The organism is Streptomyces roseolus (genome assembly GCF_014649855.1).
Classification (GTDB): domain Bacteria; phylum Actinomycetota; class Actinomycetes; order Streptomycetales; family Streptomycetaceae; genus Streptomyces; species Streptomyces roseolus.
The window spans coordinates 41,551-64,487 of record NZ_BMTV01000038.1 but is presented as its reverse complement, the minus strand read 5'-3'; the positions used below and the strand labels follow the sequence as shown (position 1 = coordinate 64,487).

18 protein-coding genes and 2 pseudogenes are annotated in these 22,937 nt (G+C 74.2%); 6 read left to right on the top strand and 14 right to left on the bottom strand.

The window, feature by feature from the left end:
- The first annotated feature begins 415 nt into the window (after positions 1 to 415).
- On the top strand, positions 416 to 646 hold the full coding sequence (locus IE245_RS37855; protein WP_308436647.1) for a DM13 domain-containing protein: 231 nt from the start codon (positions 416 to 418) through the stop codon (positions 644 to 646).
- Positions 647 to 780: 134 nt separating this feature from the next.
- On the opposite strand, the gene IE245_RS32600 is transcribed toward IE245_RS37855, so the two are convergent.
- The 4 genes from IE245_RS32600 to IE245_RS32585 form a co-directional block, all read right to left on the bottom strand.
- Positions 781 to 1,887 carry an acetate kinase gene (locus IE245_RS32600; protein WP_189954279.1) on the bottom strand — a complete coding sequence of 369 codons (1,107 nt, stop codon included), beginning with the start codon at positions 1,885 to 1,887 and terminating at the stop codon, positions 781 to 783.
- Positions 1,884 to 4,244 (bottom strand): phosphoketolase, encoded by a 2,361-nt coding sequence (locus IE245_RS32595; protein WP_189954277.1) that lies wholly within the window; start codon positions 4,242 to 4,244, stop codon positions 1,884 to 1,886. Before IE245_RS32595 ends, IE245_RS32600 begins: the two co-directional genes overlap by 4 nt.
- 284 nt (positions 4,245 to 4,528) lie before the next feature.
- Positions 4,529 to 5,938 (bottom strand): FAD-dependent oxidoreductase, encoded by a 1,410-nt coding sequence (locus tag IE245_RS32590; protein WP_189954275.1) that lies wholly within the window; start codon positions 5,936 to 5,938, stop codon positions 4,529 to 4,531.
- Between the two features lie 30 nt (positions 5,939 to 5,968).
- The gene (locus tag IE245_RS32585; RefSeq protein ID WP_189954273.1) at positions 5,969 to 7,138 is read right to left on the bottom strand and encodes a polysaccharide pyruvyl transferase family protein; all 1,170 of its coding nucleotides are present in this window, start codon (positions 7,136 to 7,138) and stop codon (positions 5,969 to 5,971) included.
- A gap of 310 nt (positions 7,139 to 7,448) precedes the next feature.
- Between IE245_RS32585 and IE245_RS32580 the strand changes: the two genes are divergently transcribed.
- Positions 7,449 to 8,429, top strand: a complete 981-nt coding sequence (locus IE245_RS32580; protein ID WP_189954272.1) for a TIGR03557 family F420-dependent LLM class oxidoreductase — start codon at positions 7,449 to 7,451, stop codon at positions 8,427 to 8,429.
- A gap of 111 nt (positions 8,430 to 8,540) precedes the next feature.
- Here IE245_RS32580 and IE245_RS38255 read toward each other — a convergent pair.
- The 3 genes and pseudogenes from IE245_RS38255 to IE245_RS32570 all read right to left on the bottom strand — a co-directional run.
- Positions 8,541 to 8,666: pseudogene (locus tag IE245_RS38255) on the bottom strand (DUF2795 domain-containing protein); the annotation flags it as partial.
- Positions 8,667 to 8,725: 59 nt separating this feature from the next.
- Positions 8,726 to 9,190, bottom strand: a complete 465-nt coding sequence (locus tag IE245_RS32575; RefSeq protein WP_189954269.1) for a DUF6098 family protein — start codon at positions 9,188 to 9,190, stop codon at positions 8,726 to 8,728.
- Between the two features lie 23 nt (positions 9,191 to 9,213).
- Positions 9,214 to 9,450, bottom strand: coding sequence for a DUF5133 domain-containing protein (locus IE245_RS32570; RefSeq protein ID WP_189954267.1), 237 nt, complete (start codon positions 9,448 to 9,450; stop codon positions 9,214 to 9,216).
- A 370-nt stretch (positions 9,451 to 9,820) separates the two neighbouring features.
- Here IE245_RS32570 and IE245_RS32565 point away from each other — a divergent pair, with 370 nt between their 5' ends.
- A complete protein-coding gene (locus tag IE245_RS32565) occupies positions 9,821 to 10,147 on the top strand; it encodes a plasmid stabilization protein (protein WP_189954266.1) in 327 nt (108 codons plus the stop codon).
- 231 nt (positions 10,148 to 10,378) lie between these two features.
- Here the strand turns inward: IE245_RS32565 and IE245_RS32560 are convergent, their stop codons facing one another.
- Complete coding sequence (locus tag IE245_RS32560) at positions 10,379 to 10,795, bottom strand: CBS domain-containing protein (protein ID WP_189954264.1); 417 nt, start codon at positions 10,793 to 10,795, stop codon at positions 10,379 to 10,381.
- Between the two features lie 417 nt (positions 10,796 to 11,212).
- Positions 11,213 to 11,902, bottom strand: a complete 690-nt coding sequence (locus IE245_RS32555; RefSeq protein WP_189954261.1) for a FadR/GntR family transcriptional regulator — start codon at positions 11,900 to 11,902, stop codon at positions 11,213 to 11,215.
- A gap of 171 nt (positions 11,903 to 12,073) precedes the next feature.
- Here IE245_RS32555 and leuA point away from each other — a divergent pair, with 171 nt between their 5' ends.
- Together leuA and IE245_RS37415 are read left to right on the top strand one after the other, a co-directional pair.
- The gene (gene leuA, locus IE245_RS32550; RefSeq protein WP_189954260.1) at positions 12,074 to 13,870 is read left to right on the top strand and encodes a 2-isopropylmalate synthase; all 1,797 of its coding nucleotides are present in this window, start codon (positions 12,074 to 12,076) and stop codon (positions 13,868 to 13,870) included.
- An 11-nt stretch (positions 13,871 to 13,881) separates the two neighbouring features.
- Positions 13,882 to 14,142: pseudogene (locus IE245_RS37415) on the top strand (ATP-binding cassette domain-containing protein); the annotation flags it as partial.
- Positions 14,143 to 14,401: 259 nt separating this feature from the next.
- On the opposite strand, the gene IE245_RS32545 reads toward IE245_RS37415, so the two are convergent.
- Positions 14,402 to 14,662: a lipopolysaccharide assembly protein LapA domain-containing protein gene (locus tag IE245_RS32545; RefSeq protein ID WP_189954258.1), complete on the bottom strand. Its 261-nt coding sequence runs from the start codon at positions 14,660 to 14,662 to the stop codon at positions 14,402 to 14,404.
- Between the two features lie 185 nt (positions 14,663 to 14,847).
- Between IE245_RS32545 and recQ the strand changes: the two genes are divergently transcribed.
- The gene (gene recQ, locus IE245_RS32540; RefSeq protein ID WP_229851831.1) at positions 14,848 to 17,001 is read left to right on the top strand and encodes a DNA helicase RecQ; all 2,154 of its coding nucleotides are present in this window, start codon (positions 14,848 to 14,850) and stop codon (positions 16,999 to 17,001) included.
- A 60-nt stretch (positions 17,002 to 17,061) separates the two neighbouring features.
- Here recQ and IE245_RS32535 read toward each other — a convergent pair whose 3' ends face one another.
- The 4 genes from IE245_RS32535 to IE245_RS32520 are packed head-to-tail and all read right to left on the bottom strand — an operon-like array spanning position 17,062 to position 22,740.
- Positions 17,062 to 18,462 carry an MFS transporter gene (locus IE245_RS32535; protein WP_189954255.1) on the bottom strand — a complete coding sequence of 467 codons (1,401 nt, stop codon included), beginning with the start codon at positions 18,460 to 18,462 and terminating at the stop codon, positions 17,062 to 17,064.
- Positions 18,459 to 20,273, bottom strand: a complete 1,815-nt coding sequence (locus IE245_RS32530) for a condensation domain-containing protein (RefSeq protein WP_189954253.1) — start codon at positions 20,271 to 20,273, stop codon at positions 18,459 to 18,461. The genes IE245_RS32535 and IE245_RS32530 overlap by 4 nt, the downstream gene beginning before the upstream one ends.
- Positions 20,270 to 21,634 (bottom strand): DUF6271 family protein, encoded by a 1,365-nt coding sequence (locus IE245_RS32525; protein ID WP_229851828.1) that lies wholly within the window; start codon positions 21,632 to 21,634, stop codon positions 20,270 to 20,272. Before IE245_RS32525 ends, IE245_RS32530 begins: the two co-directional genes overlap by 4 nt.
- Entirely contained in the window at positions 21,616 to 22,740 is a 1,125-nt protein-coding gene (locus IE245_RS32520; protein WP_189954302.1) for a phytanoyl-CoA dioxygenase family protein, read from the bottom strand. The genes IE245_RS32525 and IE245_RS32520 overlap by 19 nt, the downstream gene beginning before the upstream one ends.
- Positions 22,741 to 22,937 lie beyond the last annotated feature (197 nt).

Here is a 22,937-nt window from a genome sequence, read left to right as displayed (position 1 = left end):
GCGGCGGCGACGTCCTTCGGGCCGGTGGTGCCGCCGGTGCCGGCGTCCGGGTCGTCCGAGCCGCAGGCCGTGGCGGTGAGGGCGATGGCGGAGACCGCGAGGAGCGTGCAGAGGAGTCTGCGGGGGGTGCGGTTGCCCATGGGGTCTGCTCCTGAGGGGTGACGTGCGGGTGGGACGGGCGGAAGGGCGGAGGGTTCGTACGCCGCGGGGCTGCCGCTCCTCGGCCCCGTCTGGCCGCCGGGTAGCCGCGCCCGCTCCGCGGGAGGCGGCGGAGGCATGGCGGAGCCCGGTACGAAGCCCTGGGAAGGAAGGCCCGAAGGGGGAAATGTTTACGTAATCATCAGATGCTCGATGGTTGCACCGCCGCAGAGGGGCGTCAAGTGCGGGGAGAGGAGCACCGAGCCCTGGCCAGCCGGTGCTTCCCTTCCCCGTGACGGGCTGGACCGGGCCCGCGACCGAACCGCACGGCGGTCTCGCGCGCGGCATCCGGTCTGTCGGATCCTCCTCCACCCGGTGGGCGGAGACCTGTCACGTCGCCGGTCTCCAGACGCCGGCCGGCGTGGCCTGGGCCGCGTACGGCAGCGTCAGCATCTGGTGCGACCGGTTCGACGTCTCCTCAGGAGCGGCCCGTCCCGCCGGTGCGTGAGGCGCGTGTCGCGCCTCGGCCGAGTCCGGCCCTCGACTGCGCGTGAGGTGTGCCGCGCGGCCGAGGCCGGACCTTGCCCGGGTGCGGGACGCGTGGCGGGCGGCCCGGGCCGGTCCTCGTCGCCGGGGAAGCGGTCAACGGTCGGCGTCCAGGCACGCACGGGTCTGGCGGGCGACCTCGAAGACCTCCCCGGTGGGAACGACGACGACGGGGACGGCCGCGCCCGGCCGGCTGACCACCATGGGCTCCCGCGGGTCGGCCGTGGCGAGACCGCCTTCGATGCCCAGCACGCCCAGTCCGGCGGCCACTTCCTCGCGCACCTCGGGCTGGTCCTCGCCGATCTCGCCGGTGAAGACCAGGGCGTCGACGCGGTCCAGGGACGCGGCCACGGAGGCCAGACCCCTGCGGACGCCGAGGGTGAGGACGGCGAGCGCCAGCGCGGCGTCGGCGTCGCCGCCGGCGCGCGCCCGGACCAGCTCGCGGGTGTCGCCCGACGTCCCGGAGACGCCGAGGAGCCCGGACTCGCGGTTGAGGAGACGGGCCGTGCGCCGGGGATCCATCCCCGTCTCGTCCTGGAGCCACAAGAGCATCCCGGGGTCGACGGTGCCGCTGCGGCTGCTCATGGGCAGGCCCTCGGAAGGGGTCATCCCCATGGTGGTGTCGACGCTTCTGCCGTCCCGGACCGCGCAGGCGGAACAGCCGCCGCCGAGGTGGGCGAGGAGCAGTTGGAGGTCGGCCGGGGCGGTGTCGAGGAGTTCGCCGGTCCGGCGCAGGGCGTGGGCGTAGGACAGGCCGTGGAAGCCGTACCGGCGCAGGCCGTGGCGGCGGGTCAGTTCACGGGGGAGCGCGTAGGCGCGGGCCGGTTCGGACAGCTCCCGGTGGAAGGCGGTGTCGGGACAGGCGACGTGCGGGACGCCGGGCAGGAGGGCGCGGGCGGCGTCCAGGGCGGCCAGCGCGGGCGGCATGTGCAGCGGGGCGAGACCGGCGGCGGCCCGGAGGCGTGCGCCTACGGTGTCGTCCACCACCGTGGGGCGCGTGACGTGCGGGCCGCCGTGGACGACGCGGTGTCCGCAGGCGTCGACGGCGGGCGCGTCGTCCAGGAACCGCCGGATCATCCGTTCGGCTTCCTCGTCGGGCGGGTCGTCGAAGTCCCGGGCGGCCACGATCTGTTCGTCGGCGTCGAGGACGGCGAGGTGGAAGCTGGAGGAGCCGGCGTCGGCGACGAGGACGGTGCCGGTCATCCCGACCACCGCCATGCGGTGATCTCGGCGGGGTCCACGCCGGTGCGGCGCAGTTCGCGGCGGAGTTCGTCGCGGTGCCGTGCGTACCGCTCGGAGAGCTGCCGGGCCCGGCCGGAGTGCCGGCCGAGGCGGTCCAGGTGGTGCAGGAGGGTGAGGGCGAGGTCGTGGCGGGTGGTGCCGTTGAGGGCGAGGAGGTCGTACGGGGTGGTGGTCGTCCCTTCCTCGACGTAGCCGCGGACGTGGAAGCGGTCGGGGCGGGGGCGGCCGTGCAGGAGCTGGTGCACGGCCGAGGGGTAGCCGTGGAAGTCGAGGACGACCGGGGTGTCCTCGCCGAACAGGTCGTGGAACCGTTCCGGCGGCATGCCCTGGGGGTGGCGGTCCGGCGGGGCGAGGGCGCACAGGTCGACGATGTTGACGAAGCGGATGCGGGCGTCGGGCAGATCGCGGCGCAGCAGGTCGGCGGCGGCGAGCGATTCGACGGTCGGGATGCCTCCGGCGCAGGCCAGGACGGCCTCGGCGGGCCCGTCGTCGACGGTGCCGGCCCAGGTCCACGCGGACGCCCCGGCCCGGCAGTGTGCGCGGGCGGCGTCGAGGCCGAGCCACTGGGCGGCGTCGTGCTTGCCGGCGACGACGGCGTTGATCTTCCCGGTCTCGTCGAGGAGCCGTTCCATCGTGACCAGCAGGGTGTTGGCGTCGGGCGGCAGATAGACGCCGGTGACGGTCGACTTGCGGTCGAGCAGGTTGCTGATGAAGCCGGGGCCCTGGTGGCTGTAGCCGTTGTGCTCCTGGCGCCATCCCTCGCTGGTGAGGAGGTAGGTGAGGCTGCTGACCGGTTCCCGCCAGGACACCTCCCGGGACATCTTCAGCCATTTCGCGTACTGGTTGGCCATGCTGTCGACGATCGAGGCGAAGGCCTCGTAGGTCGGGAAGAGGCCGTGGCGGCCGGAGAGCAGGTATCCCTGCAGCCATCCCTGGCAGTTGTGCTCGGACAGCGTCTCCATCACCCGGCCGTCCCGGGCCAGGTCCTCGGCGTACTCCTCGACCGGCCAGACGTACGCGCGGCCGCTCGCCTCCAGGACCGCGTCGAGCTTGTTGGAGGCCAGCTCGTCCGGGGAGACGATACGGAAGTCGCGCCGCCGGGCCGTGGCCTCCATCAGCTCGGTCAGCCAGCCGCCCAGGACCCGGGTGGGGCTCGCCGTCGCGGACCCCGGGCCGTCGGCGAGCGCGACGGCGTGGGGGCCGAGGGCCGGGAGCGGGAGGGGACGGCGCAGGCGTCCGCCGTCGGCCGCGGCCTGGGCGCCGATCAGGGCGCCCGGCTGCGGCAGCCCGGCCAGGACCTCCGGTACCGGCCGCCCCTCCTCGTCGAACAGTTCCCCGGGCCGGTACGACCGCAGCCAGGACTCCAGGGCCTTCAGCTGCACCGGGTCCTCGCGGGCGTCGGGGAGGGGGACCTGGTGGGCGTGGAAGGTGCCCTCGACGGCGGTTCCCTCGACCTCGGCCGGCGCGCCGGCCCCTTTGAGGGTGCGCAGCACGATCATCGGCCAGGCGGGGCGCACGGGAAGGTCGCCGGCGCGGGCGCGGCCCTGGAGCTCTCGGACGGTGTCGTGGGCGCCGAGGACGGCGGCGGTGAGGGCGGCACCGGGCGCGGGCCCGGTCTCGTCCACGAGGTACGGATCCCAGCCGTAACCCCGGAAGAGGTCGGAGAGCTCCGTGTCGGTCATCGTCGCGAAGAGGGTCGGCGAGGAGATCTTGTAGCCGTTCAGGTGGAGCACGGGAAGGACCGCTCCGCAGGTCACGGGGTCGAGGTACTTGGTGGAGTGCCAGGCCCCCGCCGTGGGCCCCGTCTCCGCCTCCCCGTCGCCCACCACGCACGCCACGATCCGGTCGGGGGCGTCGAGCGCCGCCCCCACCGCCGTCGCCAGGGCGTAGCCGAGTTCCCCGCCCTCGTGCAGGGTGCCGGGCACGGCGGGGGAGAGGTGGCTGGGGAAGCCGTCGGGGGCGCAGTAGCGGCGCGCCAGCTCCCTCAGCCCGGCCGCCGTCCTGGCCAGCGCGGGGTCGTGGCGCTCGTGGGTGCCCTCCAGCCACAGGTTCGCGTGGACGGCGGGTGCGCCGTGGCCCGGGCCGGTGACCAGCAGGACGTCGGCCCCGCGCTCGCGGATCAGGGTGTTGAGGGCTGCGTAGACGAGGGTGATGCCGGGGCAGGACCCCCAGTGGCCCAGGAGCCTCGGTTTGACGTGTTCCGGCCGCAGGGCTTCGTCGAGCAGGACGTTGTCCTGGAGGAAGATCATGGCCGCGGCGATGTAGTCGGCCGCTCGTACGTAGGGGCTGGGCCCTTCGGGCCGGGTCTGCGCGGACAAGGTCACGGCACCTCCGACGAACCGGGGAGAGGCTTCGTGAGGGCGCCTGCCCCGCTCGACGCCCCTCAATCGCCCTGCGTACGGGCACGGCGAGTGCCGTGCGACAGCGAGGGCGTGAGCGGGGCGCACCCGCCCGCGGCGGGCGGTTCCGCGCCCCACCGCGCTTCGACCGCTCGTCGGACGGCACCGCTCGTCGGACGGCACCGCGCGTCGGCCCGGACCGGACAGGTCCGGGCGCCGTGCCCTCCGTCGCCCGCGACGGCCGCGGTTCCCCTGCCTGGGGCTCACCTCAGGCTGGCGCCCTGCGCGCGCAGTTCTCGCTGGACCGCGTCGACCGGGATGTCACGGGGCAGGCCGCCCCGGGCCGAGGCGAGGGCCGCGCAGACGCCGGCGGCCTGCCCGGTGGCCATCGAGATGGGCATCACGCGGTAGGAGGAGTGGGCCACGTGGTCGCCGGAGATGCACCGGCCGGCGACCAGGATCCTGTCCAGGCCCCTGGGCATCAGGCAGCGCAACGGGATGTCGTACGACTCTCCGCGCGGCAGACGCCGCAGTGTGGTGCCGCGGCCGCTCGGGTTGTGGATGTCCACCGGGTAGGCGCCCCGGGCGATGGCGTCGTCGAACGTGCGCGCGCCCAGCACGTCCTCGCCCGTGAGCTCGTACTCGCCCGTGATCCGGCGGGTCTCGCGGACCCCGACCTGCACGCCGCTCTGCACGACGTACGACTGCCCGAAACCGGGCACGCGGCTGCGCAGGAAGCGGGAGATCTGTTCCATCTGGCGGTGGGCGGCGAACTCGGCGCGGGTGAGGTCCCACACGCTGGTCCCCAGCACCTCGGTGACGCGGGTGGAGTTGACCGCGATCTCGCCGTCGTTCGGGGTGGCGAAGAAGAGGATGTCCTCGCGGGGCAGGTCCAGCTCGCCGGCGTCGGTGGCGGCGCGGACGAGGTCCCACAGGCCGTGCACGCCCTTCCACTGGTCCGGGTGGGCGCGGGCGTACCCGGCGAACTCCTCCTGGTCGAAACGGGCCATCCGGAACATCAGCGTCATGGGCTGCGTCCAGCCGTCCTCGGGCCGGCCGATGTCGTACGCGGCCCCGGCCGCGGCGGCGATGTCGCCGTCGCCGGTGCAGTCGACGATCACGTCGGCGTCGATGACGACCGGCCCCGACTTCGTCTCGAACACCGCGCGGGCGCGCTCGGGGTGCGGGGCCACTCCGGAGGCGAAGGCGTGCAGCAGGGTGCGCACCTCGTGCTTCTCCAGCAGGTCGTAGACGACCAGCTTGAACAGCTCCGCGTCGAAGGGCACCGTGTAGCCGGTCTCGACCGACGGGCGGATCGCCGCTCCGGCGTGCACCAGCTGGTCGAGCAGCGTCCACAGGACGCCCGCGACGACCGGTTCGCCCTCGCCGTGGTCGGGCGGCAGCAGACGGGTCGCGTCCCCCGCGGTGGCCTGCCTGACCTCGTTGTGGAAGCTCATCAGCGGCATGACGAGCGCGGCGGTGGCGTTGCCGCCGAGGAACCCGTACCTCTCCACGAGGACGACCTGGGCGCCCGCGTTGGCGGCGCCGATGGCCGCCCCGATGCCGGCCGGCCCTCCGCCGACGACCAGCACCTGCGTGCTGCCCCCGTGCAGGGCCCGCCGTGGGGGCAGCTCCACGTGCCGGGCTACGCGGGGCGCGATCAGGTGGGTCACGGGTCCTCCTGGGGCCGGGGCGGTGGGGGGTCAGCCGACGGCGGCCGGGGACGTCGGCAGGCCGGCCGGGGCGGGCGGCGGGGCGATGTTCGCCAGATAGGTCAGGAAGCGCTCGGCGGTCCGGTCGGCCCGCGTCCGCATGGCCGCGGTCCGGCGGGCGATCTCGGCCAGCCGTGCGGGCCGCTCGTCCCACAGCCGGTCCACCTCGGCGAGCAGCAGGCCGACGTTCTCCCTCGTCACGCCGCGCAGGGCGGGCGCGCCGATCTGCTGGGCGAAGTCGAAGACCTTCCCGGCGTACGGCAGGGGCAGCAGGGGGACGCCGGCGAGCGCCGCGAAGACGAGGAAGTGCAGCCGCATCCCGATGGCCAGGTCCAGCCGCTTGACGATGTCGAGGACCTGCTGCGGGCGGGAGGCGCCGCGCAGCACCGTGCAGGCGCCGGCGTCGGCCATGTGGGACGCCACGGCGTGGGCGTGCCGGATGTCGTCGCGTTCCATGGGCACGAACACGACGTGGGCGTCCAGCCGGTTGACGAGGAAGTCGCCGACCTGGGCGAGGAGCTGGTGGTAGCCGTGCTCGTCGAGGTGTGAGGCGGCCCGTCCGGGTTCGCGCACGCTCATGCCCACCAGGCGAACCCCGCGCGGCACGGCCTCCGCCCTCAGCAACTCGTCCCCGCCGTCGCCAGGCCGCAGCAGCAGGGCGGGGTCGGCGGTCACCGTGATGGGACGTTCGAGACCGGCCTCCTCCAGGACGAGCTTCGACTCCTCGTCGCGGACCGTCACCGCGGCCGCGTCGGTCAGGGTCGAGCGGACCCACTCGCGGTCGACCTCGTCGGTGAGGGGCCCGGCGCCCATGGCGTACGTGAAGACGGGTACGCCGTGGCCCTGGGCGGTACGCACCAGCCGCAGGTACCGGCGGGCCTCCGTGTCGTAGAGGATGCCCCCGCCCCCGAGGACGAGGACGTCGAGGCGGCGCAGGTGCTCGGAGACCCGTTCCCGCGTCACCCCCTCCCAGCCGACCACCTCGACGTCCGGGCGGACGCCGCGGCTGTACTCCGGGTCGCGGGAGAACACCACGACGCGGGCGTCCGGCCGCGCGCCCTGCACACGGTCCAGCATGGCGGTGAGGATCGCCTCGTCGCCCACGTTCTTGCCGCCGTAGGAGCCCAGCACTCCCACGGTCACACCCTTGCCGTCACGCATGACACCCCTCGTGATCTCCAGCGAGTGCGGTTGCTCCCTCTGCTCCCTCACCAGTTCACCCCATCGGGAGATTTACGCATCTCGGGACGCTTCGATCGGCGAGCCCGCCTCTGCTCGTGCCGGTCACCCGGGGCGACGATCCTGTGCACGGCGGGCGGCGGGCGGCGGGTCGGACACATCCGGGTGGCGGGGTACGTGTCTCGTGCGGGGGGACCGTCGGCAACCGCCGGGCCGCCATTCGGATGGAGACGGGGAGGCCGTCCGGTGGTGTCCGTCCGGCTCCGATCACGGCGGGTGTCAGGGTCGTCGCATGGAAATCGGTTACAAACTGGCCTCGGAAGCCTATGGCCCGCAAGAGCTCGTCCGGCAGGCGGTCCGTGCGGAGGCGGCGGGTTTCGACTTCGTCGAGATGAGCGATCACTACCATCCGTGGCTCGACGTCCAGGGGCACTCCTCCTTCACCTGGACGGTGCTGGGCGCGATCGCCGCCAGGACGGAACGCGTCGCGCTGGTGACCGGGGTGACGTGCCCGACGATCCGCTACCACCCGGCGATCATCGCGCAGGCCGCGGCGACGCTCGCCCTGGTCTCCGACGGTCGTTTCGTCCTGGGGGTGGGATCCGGCGAACGGCTCAACGAGCACGTCGTGGGACGCGGGTTCCCCGACACCGTGCGCGAGCGGCACGAACTGCTCCGTGAGGCGCTGGAGATCATCCGCTTGCTGTGGCGCGGCGGCTACCGCTCGTACGACGGCAAGCACCTGCGACTGTCGGACGCCCGGGTGTTCGACCTGCCCGAGGAGCTTCCGCTCATCGCCGTCGCCGCGAGCGGCCCGCGCTCGGCACGGCTCGCCGCGGAACTCGGCGACGGCCTGTTCGCCACGGAGGACAAGGCGTCGATCGTCCGGGACTACCGGGAAGCCGGCGGTTCCGGTCCCAAGTACGCGGAGGTGCCCATGGCCTGGGCGCCGGACGAGCGGACCGCCGCCCGGGAAGTGCTGAGGACGTCACGGTGGGCACTGACCGGATGGAAGGTGATGAGCGAACTCCCCAACCCGGTCAACTTCGACGCGGCCACCGCCACCGTCCGCGAAGAGGACGTCCTGGAGAAGTTCGCCTGCGGCCCCGACCCGGAGCGCTATGTGGCGGCGGCCCAGCGGTACGTCGACGCCGGGTTCGACCGGCTGGTGCTGCAGAACGCCGGCCCCGATCCCGACGGATTCATCGACTTCTGTCAGAGCGAACTCGAACAGCCCCTCCGCCGTCTGCGCCCGTCCGACACCGCTGCCTGAGCCCCCGGCCCGCCTTGGGCTCCGGTTCGGGCGTGCGCTGCGCCCGGACGGTGCCGATGCCCCTCCGCATCCGTTTCCGTGAGGTCGCCGGCGGCCGTCCTCCGGGAGCCGTCGTGCCGCGTCCACCAGCCCACCAGGGGCGTGTTCCTCTTCCGGCGCGGTGACCGGGCTGGGCGTGTCGGCGGGGAAGGACGCGCGGTCGAGGTGACGTGCGACCTCGGCCCGGAGGCTGCCCACCGGTCACGAGACTCACCGCGCCGGTGCGCGCCGTGCCGGCGTACGGGAGGGCGGGGCCCTCACCTCTGCCGCTGCTCGCGGGCTCCGTGACGATCCAGCGTTCCCCAGCGTCCGGGCTGCTGCTCCACGAGGTGGACGGCTTCGGTGATGACGTCGTCGCCGATCCAGACGAGTGGCTCCACATCCGCGACCAGGGGCTCGTTGTCCGGGCCCCTGCCCACTTCTCTGCCGCAGAGCACCCAGGGTCTCGTGCCCGGGTCCTTCAGCCGGGGGAGGTGGCAGTAGTCGTACAGGCGTCGGGCGATCCACAGGCGGGCCGGGCGTTCTCCCCACCAGTCCTCGACGCCGAGCGGGCTGGCCGACAGACCCGGCAGGCGGACGCCCGTCAGGTCGTCCGAGCTGGAGGTGCTCCGAAGATCCGGATCGGGACCGCGCGACCAGCGGACGTAGAGGTCGTGACGGCCGGCCACCAGGCGGACGAGGTCGTCCAGGCGGGAGAGGGACGCCATGCGAGTGGTGCTCATGGGTGTCCTGCGGGGCTCGTGGGTCAGAGGGCGAGCGCGAGACCGTTCTCGGCCGTGACACCGGTTCCGGGGCCGGACAGCTGACGGCGGGCGGCGGTCAGCGCGGTCTCGACGTCACGGGTGCCGGTGGACACGCACAGCGTGTAGGCGACGTCCTCCAAGCGCCTCTGTGCCTCGGCCGAACCGTCCTCCGCGCGCGGGAGCAGCGTCTCGTACTGTGCGACGAGGTCGTTCAGCACCGCGGGGTGGGGCATCAGCATCAGCCGTCTCCTTGCTCCGAAGGGGGACACGTGTCCCGTGCCGTTCGTCTGCCCCGGCCTCACCACGGTAATCACGCGGCGCGTGACGGGGGCGGAACCGTCCGCCGCCCATCGGCGGACGGCCTGGAACAGACGGTGGGTCTTCGCGCCGGGCGGCGCACGGGCCGGACCGGTCCGTGGGCCGTGTGCTCCCGCCCCGGCCTTTCCTGTCCGCGGCGACGGTGCGGCGTCCTCGTTCGGTCGCGGTCCGATCGCGCCTCCGGGGGATGTCGCGTGGGATGGGAGCGGTGCCGAGTGAGGCACCGGTCGCCGGGTAACCGGACGGGCACGTGCGGCCGGACGGGCCGCGACCCACGGAGAGGGAGACGTGATGCCGGCAGGATCGAACGCGAAGCGCGAACGCCAGTACGAGCACATCAAGGAGGGCGCCGAGAAGCGAGGCGCCTCCGAGAAGCGGGCGAAGGAGATCGCCGCACGGACCGTGAACAAGGAGCGGGCCCGTTCCGGCGAGTCCTCGACCGCGAGCAAGACCTCCACACGGGACAGGAAGTCCGCATCGCAGCGCGGCGGAGAGCGCTCGCACAGCGGCTCCCAGGGGCCGACGAAGGACCAGCTCTACGCCGAGGCGAAGAAGCGCGGGGTCGAGGGCCGCTCGTCCATGAACAAGCAGGAGCTCAAGAAGGCCCTCGGCCGCTGAACCGGCCCGGCCGGGAGGGAGGGACGGCCTGTGACCTCCCACCGGGGAGCTGCGGCGGGAGCGAACCGCCGCGCGTTCCGTCGCCGTCCGGCCGGTCCCACCGTCGGGGCTTCACCGCTCCGGGAGCGTGGGGCGCCGCGGGCGGCCGCGACGAGGGGCGCCGGATGTTCACCGGCGCCCCTCGTCGTGCGTGTCGGCCGCGGTGGCCGGACCGGCCGCCTTTCCGTGGGCTCAGTCCGTGGAAAGGGCCTGCAGGAGGTCGCCGACCTGCGGGTCGGACAGGGCGCGGGCGACGTCGGCCTGGGCGACGATGCCGACCAGGGTGTGACCGTCGATGACGGGCAGGCGGCGGACCTTGTGCTCGCTCATCGTGCGCAGGATCTCCTCGGCGTCGTCGTCGGCGCCGATGGTGACCGCCTCGCCCTGGGCCAGGTCACCGGCCTTGACCTGGGCCGGGTCCTTGCCGGCGCCGAGGACCTTCACCACGATGTCGCGGTCCGTGAGCATGCCCTTGAGCTTCTCGTCGGTGCCGCAGATCGGCAGCGCGCCGACGCCGAGTTCGGTCAGCTTCCTCGCCGCGTCCAGCACCGTCTCGTTCGCGCCGACGCACTCGGCGCCTGCCGTCATGATCTCTCGCGCGGTCGTCACTTGGAGTACCTCATCCTTGTCGGCAGTCGTGTACGCAGCTCTTCACTTGCGCACCTTTTCTCCCTTTTGGGTCTGACCTGGGTTCCGCGTGGTAAACCCCCGATCCGGACGGCGGTCCCGTCGTCCGGACACCCGCTCCGCGTCACTCCCCGACCGCTCGCGTCGCCGTGGGTCCGGGTGAGCCGGCGGTGGTGCGGTGCGCGCGACGGTGATCCCGGGGGCTCGGGGAGGGAGACGGGACCGGCCGGGCGAATCGGGTGGACGCCTCCCGGGTCCTGAAAGGCGATCCTGCGGGGCGCGCCCGCCACGGGGCCGTGGCGGGCGATCCGGTGAAGGGGGTCCCCGGTTCTGGAAACCGGTGCGTCGCGCGTGCCGGGACCCGTCCCGGCCGGCGGATCCCGCCCGGCGGGCGGGGGGTCAGATGCCGCGGAGCTGGGCGAGCGTCCGGTTCAGCTCGTCCCGCAGGACGGTGCCCGCCGCTGCGGCGTCCGAGCCCGCGACGGCGTCCACCAGGGCGGCGTGGCCGGCGTCGCCGTGGTTCGGATCGCCGGAACGCAGGCCCAGGAGTTCCACCAGGTCGACGAGGGCCTGGCGGAGCGCGGGCATGAACTCGGTGAACAGGCCGGTGAGCACGGGGTTGTGCGCCGCGGCCACGACCGCCGCGTGCAGGGCGATGTCGGCGTCGACGAACCCGATGGTGTCGTCGCCCGCGGCCTCGCGGCGGCGTGCCAGGGCCGCACCGATGACGGCGAGGTCCTCCTCGGTGCGGCGCTGCGCGGCGAGCTGCGCGGCCTCGACCTCGATGAGCATGCGGACTTCGTAGACGTCGGTGATGGCCGCCTGGCGCAGCCGGGTCGGCCAGTCCTCGGCCGGTTCGGTGGCGACGACGAACACACCGGAGCCCTGGCGGGCCTGCACGAGACCGGCTCCGGCCAGGGCGCGCAGGGCCTCCCGGACGGTGGAGCGGCCGACGCCGAGCGTCTTGGCCAGGGCGGTCTCGGCGGGCAGTTTGGTGCCGACCGGCCAGTGTCCCCCTGTGATCTGGTCGCGCAGGTGCTGTGTGGCCTGTTCCACCAGAGGGCTGGGGCGGAGGGCACCGAGTGGCATGTTCTTCACCTGTCAGGTTGTCTGAGGAGCTGAGCTGTGGTTAGTGTACCGGCCATGACGCTGCGCGCCCTCCTTCTCGGCCGCCGCCGCGGGGCCTGATCCGACCGGCTCCCCGCGGCGGGGCCGTTCCGCGCCGGTCAACCGATGGTCGACCGAAGGAAGTTCAGAGTCATGGAATCCCCGCGAAGCACGGCCTTCCCCACCCTGCGCACGCCGTCAGGCGACGTCCCCGCGAGCGCACCGTCCTGGAATCCCCAGCGGCCGAGCGCGATGCCGCACGACCGCTACCGGGCCGCGCACGAGCGGGTCGCCCTGCCCCCGCAGGACCGGTCCTGGCCGTCCCGACGGCTCCTGGAGGCCCCGCTGTGGGTGCCGGTCGACCTGCGGGACGGCAACCAGGCCCTGGCCGAGCCCATGGACATCGCCCGCAAACGCCGGATGTTCGACCTGCTGTGCGCCATGGGGTTCAAGGAGATCGAGGTCGGCTATCCGTCCGCCAGCCGGACCGACTTCGACTTCGTGCGCCATCTCGCCGAGAGCGGCGCGGTTCCCGAGGACGTCACCGTCTCGGTCTTCACCGCCGCCCGGCAGGACCTGATCGACCGGACCGTCGCCTCCGTCGAGGGCCTGCCCCGCACCCTGGTCCACCTGTACACGGCCACCGCGCCCACCTGGCGGGACGTGGTCCTGGGCCGGACCCGTGACGAGGTGCACGCGCTGGTCCGGGAGGCCGCCACGTACCTGATGCGGCGCGCCGAGGAGCGGCCCGGGGCCGACATCCGCTTCGAGTTCTCCCCCGAGGTCTTCAACCTCACGGAACCGGACTTCGTCCTGGAGGTCTGCAACGGGCTCACGGACCTGTGGGAGGCGAGCCCCGACCGGCCGGTCGTGCACAACCTGCCGGCGACGGTGGAGATCGCGACCCCGAACGTGTACGCCGACCAGATCGAGTACATGCACCGCCACCTCGCGCGCCGCGAGTCGGTGATCCTCTCCGTGCATCCGCACAACGACCGCGGCACCGGTGTCGCCTGCGCCGAACTGGCCGTCCTGGCCGGCGCGCAGCGCGTCGAAGGATGCCTGTTCGGCAACGGCGAGCGGACCGGCAACGTCGACCTGGTCACGCTGGCGCTGAACCTCTACGCGCAGGGCGTGAATCCGATGGTGGACTTCTCCGACATCGACGCCGTACGGGACGTGGTCGAGCACTGCACCCGGCTGCCGGTCCACCCCCGGCACCCCTACGGCGGCGAACTCGTCCACACCGCCTTCTCCGGCACGCACCAGGACGCCATCTCCAAGGGAATGGCCCACCACGCCCGGCAGGCCCGTGAGCTCGGCGTGCCGGCCGAGGAGGCGCCGTGGGCCGTGCCGTACCTGCCCATCGACCCGGGCGACATCGGCCGCACGTACGAGGAAGTGATCCGGATCAACTCGCAGTCCGGCAAGGGCGGCATCGCCCACCTGCTCCAGGCCCACCACGGCCTGGACCTGCCGAAGACGATGCGGCCGGACTTCTCCCACGCGGTGCAGCAGGTCACCGACGCCGGCGGTCTCGAGCTCTCCCACAAGGACCTGTGGGAGCTCTTCCACCGCACCTACATCGCACCCGCCCAGGACGGGCCGGTCACCCTGGCCTCCTGGCAGACCGGGCAGACGGGCCCCGCCGCGCACGAGTTCCGCTGCACACTGGCCGTCGACGGCACGGAGCGGGAGTACCGGGGGACGGGCAACGGCCCGCTGTCGGCGCTCTCCGACGCCCTCGGCGCCGCCGGGATCGCCGTCGACATCCTCACCTACGCCGAACACGCCACCGCCGTCGGCCCCGGCAGCCCCGCCGTGGCCTACGCCGAGTGCCGCGTGGCAGGCACCACGGTCTGGGGCGCGGGATGGGACACCTCCCTCCTCACCGCCTCGGTGCACGCCGTCATGGCCGCGGTCAACCGCGCGGGGAAGGCGCGGACGTGAGCGAGGCGCCCGTGCTCCGCGCCACCGGCGTGGACTTCGTCCGCGACGGCGACCCCCTCTGCGCCACGTCTCCCTGACCGTGCGCCCCGGCGAGCACGGGGCGCTCCTGGGCCCCGACGGCGCGGGCAGAAGTACCCTGCTCTCTTCTGCGGGCGCTCCCACACCCCATCCGGGGGACGGTCGAGGTCCTGGGGGAGCGGCCGGGCCGCGTGGACGTGCGCGGCGCCGCGGCCCGACCCTGGACGACACGCGGCCCGTCCCGCGTACCGAAGGGCGGAAAGCCGTGGTGAGCAGGGCGATCCCTCTCCACCACGCTTTCGCGCGGTGATCCGCCGGGGCGGCGGGCGTTTCCTCACTCCGTCGCGAACGCGGACGTCCCGCACCCGGGCGGAGCCGCTGGACCGGGTCGCCGCCGAGCCGGCGGCCGTACGCGTGGAGGCGCTCGGTCCGGTCTCCCGGGCGTCCGCGGGCGAGGGGCCGTACGGGCCCCCGGCCGTCGCACCGTGCGTGCGGCGGTCGCGGCCCCGGGGCTCAGTCGCGGGCGGCCCGGCGGCGGGCGATGACGAGGCCGAGGAGGATGCCGACGAGCAGCGTCACGGTGAGCACGATCCAGAGCGGGAGCGTGACCGTCGGGATCCACAGCCGGATCGTGACGGAGCCGGTGTTGGCGGCGATGAACCAGACGGCGAGGGCGGCGACCAGCAGCAACCCGATGTTCCGCAGGCGCATGTCCCGCCCTTTGACCGTGACGGTCGCGGGTCCGTGCGGCTGCTGGGCGGTCTTCCGGGACATGGTCCGGTTCCTCTCTCGGGGAGGGAGGGTGCCCTTCCCAGTATCGGGGCGGCGGGCGCCCCTGTCCCGGCGGGAGCCCGGCGGAGGGAGCCCCTGAGGGTGATCCGGGAGACGGGGGCCGGGAAGTCGTCCACAGGCCGCGGTGGGCGGGCCGGGGGAGCGGCGCGGGCGGCTAGGCTTTTCGGGTGGCCCTCATCGACGCTTCTTCCGACGTCTCCTCCCCGCCGAGTCCCGACGGTTCCTCCGACGCCCTCGACGTGCTCCACCGGGTCTTCGGCTACAGCTCCTTCCGGGGCGAGCAGCAGGAGATCATCGAGCACGTCGTGGCGGGCGGCGACGCCCTCGTGCTCATGCCGACCGGCGGCGGCAAGTCGCTGTGCTACCAGATCCCGGCGTTGGTGCGGCCCGGCACGGGCGTGGTGGTCTCCCCGCTGATCGCGCTGATGCAGGACCAGGTGGACGCGCTCAACGCGCTCGGGGTCCGCGCCGGATTCCTCAATTCGACGCAGGACCCGTACGAGCGGCAGACCGTCGAGCAGGCCTTCCTCGCCGGTGAGCTCGACCTGCTGTACCTCGCCCCCGAGCGGCTCCGCACGGAGGGCGCGCAGCGGCTGCTCGACCGGGGCACGGTCTCCGTCTTCGCGATCGACGAGGCCCACTGCGTCTCCCAGTGGGGCCACGACTTCCGGCCCGACTACCTCGCGCTCTCCATGCTCCACGAGCGGTGGCCCAAGGTGCCGAGGATCGCGCTGACCGCGACGGCCACCGAGGCCACCCACGGCGAGATCGCCACCCGGCTCGGCCTGGACGAGGCCCGGCACTTCGTCGCCAGCTTCGACCGGCCCAACATCCAGTACCGGATCGCCGCCAAGAACAACCCGACCCGGCAGCTCCTCGACCTCATCCGCACCGAGCACGCGGGAGACGCCGGAGTCGTCTACTGCCTGTCGCGCTCCTCCGTGGAGAAGACCGCCGCCTTCCTCGCCGAGAACGGCGTCGACGCCATCCCGTACCACGCGGGCATGGACGCCGCGACGCGCGCCGCCCACCAGGCGCGCTTCCTCCGCGAGGACGGTGTCGTGGTCGTCGCGACCATCGCCTTCGGCATGGGCATCGACAAGCCCGACGTCCGCTTCGTCGCCCACCTCGACCTGCCCAAGTCCGTCGAGGGCTACTACCAGGAGACCGGTCGCGCCGGCCGCGACGGCGAGCCCGCCACCGCCTGGCTCGCGTACGGCCTCCAGGACGTCGTCCAGCAGCGCAAGATGATCGACGGCTCCGAGGGCGACGAGAACCACCGGCGCGCCCTCGCCGCCCACCTCGACGCCATGCTCGCCCTCTGCGAGACCGTCGAGTGCCGGCGCGTCCGGCTGCTCGCCTACTTCGGCCAGGAGTCCGGGCCCTGCGGCAACTGCGACACCTGCCTGACCCCCGCCGAGTCCTGGGACGGCACGGTCGCCGCGCAGAAGCTCCTCTCCACGGTGTGGCGGCTCGCCCGCGAGCGGCGCCAGAAGTTCGGCGCCGGCCAGATCATCGACATCCTCCAGGGCAAGAAGACCGCCAAGGTCCTCCAGTTCGACCACGACACCCTCACCGTCTTCGGCATCGGCGCCGACCTCGGCACGCCCGAGTGGCGGAGCGTGATCCGCCAGCTCCTCGCCCAGGGCCTGCTCGCCGTGGAGGGCGACTACGGCACCCTCGTCCTCACCGAGGCCAGCGGTGACGTCCTCGGCGGCCGGCGCCAGGTCCCGATGCGCAAGGAGGCCGTCAAGGCCCCCGCGCCCCGCAAGGAGAGCGGCGGCACGTCCGGGAAGACCCGCGTCCCCGTCGACCTGCCCGCCGCCGCCGTGCCCGTCTTCGAGGCCCTCCGGGCCTGGCGCGCGGCCACCGCGCGCGAGCAGGGCGTGCCCGCGTACGTCGTCTTCCACGACGCCACGCTGCGGGAGATCGCGACCACCCTGCCGGGGAGCGTCGCCGAGCTCGGCACGGTCGGCGGCGTCGGCGAGGCCAAGCTCGCCAAGTACGGGGAGGGCGTCCTGGAGGCCCTCGCCGAATGCGCGGCAGCGGCGGGCGGCGGGTCCGCCCCGGCGCCCGGGGCGGAGACGGCCCCGGCCACCACGGCGGCCGAGGCGGTGGAGGCGGTGGAGGCGGTGGAGGACCGGCGGGCGGCCCGTGCCGCGGGTGCGCCGCGCACCCCCGTGCCGGCCGGACGCGCCGACCGGTCCGCCCGCCCCGCGCAGGCCGCCGCCCGCCCCGCCGCCGTGGCCGCGCCTCCCGAGGACGAGCCGCTCTTCTTCGGCGACGACGAGCCCGAGCCGACCTGGGACGACTGGGAGTGACATCCGCCGGGCCCGGCCGGACCGCCGTCCGGCCGGGCCCGCGGGCGCGAGGCGGCCGTCTCAGGCCTCGGCGGCGGCCGAGGACTCCTTGCCCGCCACCCGCTCCGGCTCCCGCGCCGACGGGCGCCCCGGATCCCGGGCCGCGTCCCGCGTCGGGCGGTCGAGCCGGGCGAGGCCCCGGATGGCCGGGACGCAGAGCATCGCCGCCAGCAGGACGAACGAGACCGCCGAGGAGAAGAGCAGCACCCGGTCCGCGCCGAAGGACTCCGCCGCGGGACCGGCCAGTGCCCGGCCCAGCGGGATCACCATGATCGAGCCGGCGATGTCGTACGCGGAGACCCGGCTCAGCACGGCCAGCGGAATGTGGGACTGCACACTGGTCGCCCACATCACGCCCCAGAAGGCGAAGCCGCAGCCGGCCACCACGCCCGTCACCGCCGTGAGGGCGAAGTTCCAGCCGAGCGCCGGGGCCAGCGGGTTGAGCGCGAAGAAGAACATCGCGCAGACGCCCGCCACCAGCGGCCGGCGCGGCCGGACGCGCATGCCGAGCAGGCCGCCGATGATCGTGCCGAGACCGTCGGCGGAGGCGATCCAGCCGTAGCCGGTGGCGCCGTGCTGCTCCGTGAGCAGCGCCGCGCCCAGCGGCAGCGACGGCCCGAAGACGAACAGGCCGTACACCGCCCACAGCGAGATCACCCCCCACAGCCAGGTGCGCGACCGGAACTCGTGCCAGCCGGTGGCGAGCCGCCGCCACATCGGATCGTCGCTCTCGTCGACCGCGCCGCCCTTGTCCGCGCCGCCTTCGGTCGTGCCGTCCTCGTCCGGGTCACCCTCGACCGCGCCGCCGGCGGAGAGCCGGCGGAGAGGCAGCAGCCCGCCCGCGCTGACCGCGTACGCCACCGCGATCACCACGAACGAACCGGCGAGGTCCCCGTACGCCACCAGGAAACCGGCGAGGCCGGGGCCGATGAGCGTGGCCATCGACTCGGAGACGCGCAGCAGCGCGTTGGCCCGCTGGATGTCCTCGGCGACCCGGGGCACGATGCTCGCGAGCCCCGGCTGGAACATCGCGGTCGCCGCGCCGCTCACCCCCATCAGGGCCATGATCTGCCAGAGCCGCACCCCGCCCCCGGCGAAGAGCGCGGCCATGACGAGCATCGTCACCACCCGGACCGCGTCCGCGCCCACCATCATCACCTGCGGGGTGAACCGGTCGGCGAGCACACCGCCGAAGAGGATCAGCACCACGATCGGCGCCATCCACGCGGCGAGCGCGTACCCCACGCCGGTCGCCCCGAAGCCGGCGCCGAGGACCGAGGTGGTCACGGAGACCATCAGCATGCCGTCGGCGAGCAGAGAGGCGCTGCGCGCGGTGAAGAACAGCCGGAAGCGGGGCGACCGCCAGGGGCTGGCCGGCGGCGCCGCCGTTCCCCGCGCGGCGACGGTGTCGTCCGTGGTCATGTGGCATCTCCCGGCTCCCGGCCGGTCCCTTCCCTGAGAATCCGCCGTGCCGCGGCGGCCTGCCGCGGCGGGCCCTCGACGAACACGTACCGGTGCGGGGCGAGGACCCCGGGCCGCCCCGGCAGGACGCACATCAGGGCGGAGTGCGCTCGCTCCGGCGTCCACTCGTCCTCCGGCCGGGCCCGCTCGTCCGCTCCGACGTACGCGGTGAGGCGGGGACCGCCGCCGGCGGTGCCGGCCCCCTCCTCCACCACGACCTCGACCAGCCGCCCCCGCAGCGCCTCGGTCAGGGCGGCGGCGACGGCGGCGGGGGAGACCCAGCAGCCGTCCACCCGCGTCCACTCCGGCCCGCGCGCCACCGGACGGACCCCCGTCACCTCGGTGAGCGGCCCCGGCGCGTCCAGCGGTACGTCGGCCTCCGCGACGGCCTCCAGGAGCCGCACCAGACCGGTGGCCAGCTCCTCGGCCGCCGCCCGGGGGAAGAGCGCCGGGTCGGCCCAGGTGGCCAGGCGCAGGACCGGCTCCGTCTCGTACACGAAGGTCAGCAGCCGGGTCGGCAGCGGCTGACGGCCGCCCCAGGAGAGCGCGAGCTCGGGGGCGTCCCCGTCGGGCGCCGCCGCGCCGGCGAGCGTGCTGGGCAGGCCGCTGATGTCGTTGAAGACGGCGTCGCGCGTGAACCGGCTGCCCCGCTCGGTGGTGACCCGGCCGATCAGCTCCCACAGGTCGAGCGCGTCGAAGCGGCTGTGGCGGTAGGCGTTCATCGCCGCTCCCCACGCCCTGGCGAGCAGCGCGTCGAAGGACGGCTCCCGCACGTCGAGGGCGAGCAGGGCGTCCTGGGAGAGGGGGCTCACCGAGCGGGCGAGCTTCGGCTGGAAACGGTTCGCGGTGGGCACGGCCGCCACGCACACGGACTGGCCGGCCCGGTGGGCGGTGAGCAGGCACCAGGCGGTGAGCAGCACCGTGCCCGGCAGCGCGCCGGTGCGCCGGGCGGCGGCGGCCAGGGCCCGGGCCCCACGCGCCGAGCGCAGGGTGAGCCCCGGGGTGTCGGTCTCCGTGCCGGTGGCGCCGTCCTCGGCGAACATCGCCTGGGGACCGGTGCGCAGGATCCGCTCCCAATGGGCCAGGCAGGCGGCCGACTTGCGCCGGCCGGCCGGGCTGTGTTCCTCGGCGGCGAGGTCGAGCGGGGTGAGCGCGGTGACCGGCGGCAGCGGCGCGCCCGCCAGAAGCGCGAGCCAGTCGTCGCGGAGGACGCCGAGGGCGCTGCCGTCGGTGGCGGCGTGGCTGGCGGCGAGGGCGACGCGCACGGGCCGTCCGGCGCGGGCGATGATCCGCAGCCGCAGCGGGAAGTCCAGATCGAGGCGGAAACGCGTGTCGCGGGCCGCGCGGGCCACCGCCTCGGCGTAGCCGTCGGTGTCCTCGGGGAGCTCGTCGTGGTCGAGGACGGTGACCGTGAACTCTCCCTCGGAGGCGACGACTTGCTCGATGGGTACGGAACCGCTGCCCGCCGCGTCCGGGAACGTGGTGCGCAGGGCCTCGTGGCGGACGGTGAGTTCCGCGAGGGCGCCGAGGACGCGGTCCATCCCGGTGCCGTCGGGAACCGGCCACACGTCGTGGATGTTGATGGACGCGGGTTCGTCCCGCAGGACGCAGCGGATCATGTTGGCCTGGCCCATGGTGACCGGGCCCCGGCGCGCACCGCCGCCCGCGTAGGGCACGGTGACGGTGCGGGCCGCGGTGACGCCGTCGGCGGCGGTGATGCTGTCCGCGTCGGTGGAGGCGGGGGCGAAGGCGGGGGTGCGGGCGGCCGTCATGAGGTCACGGCCGGGGCGGCAGGGGTGCTCGGGGCGGGCGGGGGCCCGGGGGTCGGGAGGTGGTCCACGGAGGTGCCTTTCGCGTGCGCGGTCAGGGCGGCCCAGGCGTCGACGAGCAGGGCGAAGTCCGCCATGTCGGAGCGGGCTTCGGCGAGGAGCCGTGCCCGTCGCTCGGCGAAGCGGCCGGCGGCGGTCGCGTACCGGCCGCCGAGGGAGCGGTAGCGCCGGTCCAGGACGTCGAGCCGGGCCGCGTTGCCGGCCGGGCCGATCAGGGCGCTCTCCCGGGCGAGGGCGGCGACCACGGCGGGCCGCACCCGCCCCCGCTCGTCGAGGAGCGCGTCCCCGGCGGCCGTCAGGCCCGCGTAGACCGCTTCGAGGTGGGCGGCGGCGAGCAGGTACTTGGCGAAGCGGAGCTGGTACGCGAGGAAGCCTTCGTCCGAACGGCGCTCGCCCGGGTGGTAGTTGACGATGTGCCGGTTGTGCAGCACGCCGGGCAGCCCGGCGGCGTGGACCAGGTGCAGGAGGAAGTAGTCGGTCCCGATGGTGTCGACGGCGGGGGGCAGCGGGACGCGGGCGTACACCTCCCGGCCGAGGGCCACGTTGCACATGTCGACCCGGGTGGGGCCGACCAGGGTCAGCGTGGTCAGGTCGGTGGTGAAGGGGGTGGTGCCGGCGCCCCGGAAGGCCTCGTCGACGAGGTGCCGGCGCCAGGGCTCCGGATGCGAGGAGGACACGGACAGCCCGACGACCTCGCGGTACGCCTCGGGGTCGAGGGCGCGGAGCTCCGCGAGGTCCACGGAGGGCTCGCCGATGAAGGAAGCCCCGGCGAGGGCGACGGTCCGCTCGGCGAGGCGCGGGTCGAGCCGGCTGCGGGTGACCGAGCCGGCCACGTCCGCCGCTCGCCGCCCGAGGGCGGCGAGCTCGTGGTGGATCGGGAAGACCGTTTCGCCGTCGCGGAGCTGGTAGCGGCTGTCGGAGTCGCGGCGGTGCACGGAGACGCAGCCCAGCGCCTCGGCCAGGAGGAAGGCACGGTTGGTGCAGGCGCCGTACGACACCCCGGCCGGGAGCATCAGGTCGAGCAGCCGGTCCGCTCCGGCGAGCCCCGCCGCCGCGATGACCTCCCGCAGGAAGGCGCGCTGCCGGTCCTCGTCGAGGTGGTGGACGACGACGCCGGGCGCCGGAGGCAGGGCGGCGACCGCGGCCCGGTGCGCGGCGAGGTCGGCGGGTGCCGACGAGTCGAGGACCAGCAGATGCACCTCGACGGCGAACTCCCGCGCCCCGTAAGCCGCTTCCCGCGCGACCGCCGTGATCGTCGCCGTACACGCGCGGTTGGTGGGAAGGGTCAGGCAGACGCGGCGCACGAGGGCTCCCCGGTGGGTGCGGGCGGTGCGGGCGACTCGTTCGGAGCGTTCGGAGCGGAGGGTGCGGCGGCGTGGTCGGGCCCCGTGCCGGAGCCCTCGCCGCCTCCGGCCTCCTCGTGCCAGGAGGCGAGCCCGAGCAACCGGGCTCCGAGAGGGGTGAGTTCGGCGGTCGGGTAGCGCTTGGACTCGTGCAGGACGGGGTCGCCGACGAGGGTGCGGTTCCAGCGCGGGGTGCGCAGGTGGCGCCAGGACTCGACGCGGGAGCGGCGCAGCTTCGCGTGCTCCTCCAGGGCGGGCATCATCGACAGGTACTGGACGGCGCGGACCCCGTCCGCGGAGGTGTTGCGGGCGACCCCGTGGGCGAGCAGGCCGTTCCAGATCAGCAGGTCGCCGGGGTGCAGGTCGGGGCGGATCACGGGGTACTCGGCGCGGTCCACGTCGGGGCGGAGGGGGTCGCGCCCCTCGGGCTGGGCGGGTTTCCACTCCTCGAAGCGGCGGAAGAGTTCGGGGTCGCACTGGAAGCCGCCGGTCTCGGCGGTGGTGTCGTTGAGCGCGATGATGCCCTGGACCCGCTGGGGCGGCACGCCGAGGGTGGTGTCGATGTCCCAGTGCAGCTCGATGTCGAAGCCCCGGTCGGTGGGTTCGATGAGGGCGCGGTCGCGGTTGCGGACGTTGGGCGGGTTGAGGTTGAGCCGGTCGAGGGTGACCCAGAGCTCCTCGCAGTCCCAGACGTCGACGAAGGCGTCGTAGACCCGCTGGGACTGGCGGCTGTCCCAGAGCAACTGGTGGTGGTAGGCCTCGACGAAGCCGTAGACGTGCAGCTGCCGGTCCAGCTCGGAGCGGAACGGCCGGTCCTCGTACCAGCTTTCCGGCCGGTCGGGGTCGAGCCCCTGGAAGTCCCAGGCGAAGTCGAGGAGCCCGCGGGCCGCCTCGGCGGGGATCGCCTCGCGCACGATGACGTACCCGTACGTCTGCCAGTGCGCGAAGTCCGCCTCCGAGAGCACCCGCAGCGGTCGGGTCTTCTTCAGCTCCCGCAGGGTCGTCGCGGCGAGGTAGGACTCGCCGTCGTCGCTGAAGTAGGGGCGCTCGGTGGCCGCGCGGTGCAGATACGGGGTGCGGGCGCGGCGCGGGGCGGGGGCGGGTGCGGGGGCGGGCGCCGGAGCGGCGTCGGATGCGGGTGCGGGCGTCGTTGTCACAGGTCCCTCCAGGCGGGAGTCGGACGGCGTGCGGGCTGGGGGGTGTGGGGGCACGGCGGACGGCGTGGCGGGGCGCGGACGTGGCGGGGTGCGGACGGGGGGCGGAC

What these genes read in the sequence shown, in the direction of transcription:
- IE245_RS32565 (WP_189954266.1), top strand. Translation starts at nt 9,821, where the DNA reads ATGCCGGCAGGATCGAACGCGAAGCGCGAACGCCAGTACGAGCACATC.
- IE245_RS32575 (WP_189954269.1), bottom strand. Translation starts at nt 9,190, where the DNA reads ATGAGCACCACTCGCATGGCGTCCCTCTCCCGCCTGGACGACCTCGTC.
- IE245_RS32545 (WP_189954258.1), bottom strand. Translation starts at nt 14,662, where the DNA reads ATGTCCCGGAAGACCGCCCAGCAGCCGCACGGACCCGCGACCGTCACG.
- IE245_RS32570 (WP_189954267.1), bottom strand. Translation starts at nt 9,450, where the DNA reads ATGCTGATGCCCCACCCCGCGGTGCTGAACGACCTCGTCGCACAGTAC.
- IE245_RS32530 (WP_189954253.1), bottom strand. Translation starts at nt 20,273, where the DNA reads ATGACGGCCGCCCGCACCCCCGCCTTCGCCCCCGCCTCCACCGACGCG.
- leuA (WP_189954260.1), top strand. Translation starts at nt 12,074, where the DNA reads ATGGAATCCCCGCGAAGCACGGCCTTCCCCACCCTGCGCACGCCGTCA.
- IE245_RS32580 (WP_189954272.1), top strand. Translation starts at nt 7,449, where the DNA reads ATGGAAATCGGTTACAAACTGGCCTCGGAAGCCTATGGCCCGCAAGAG.
- IE245_RS32555 (WP_189954261.1), bottom strand. Translation starts at nt 11,902, where the DNA reads ATGCCACTCGGTGCCCTCCGCCCCAGCCCTCTGGTGGAACAGGCCACA.
- IE245_RS32585 (WP_189954273.1), bottom strand. Translation starts at nt 7,138, where the DNA reads ATGCGTGACGGCAAGGGTGTGACCGTGGGAGTGCTGGGCTCCTACGGC.
- IE245_RS32535 (WP_189954255.1), bottom strand. Translation starts at nt 18,462, where the DNA reads ATGACCACGGACGACACCGTCGCCGCGCGGGGAACGGCGGCGCCGCCG.
- IE245_RS32600 (WP_189954279.1), bottom strand. Translation starts at nt 1,887, where the DNA reads ATGACCGGCACCGTCCTCGTCGCCGACGCCGGCTCCTCCAGCTTCCAC.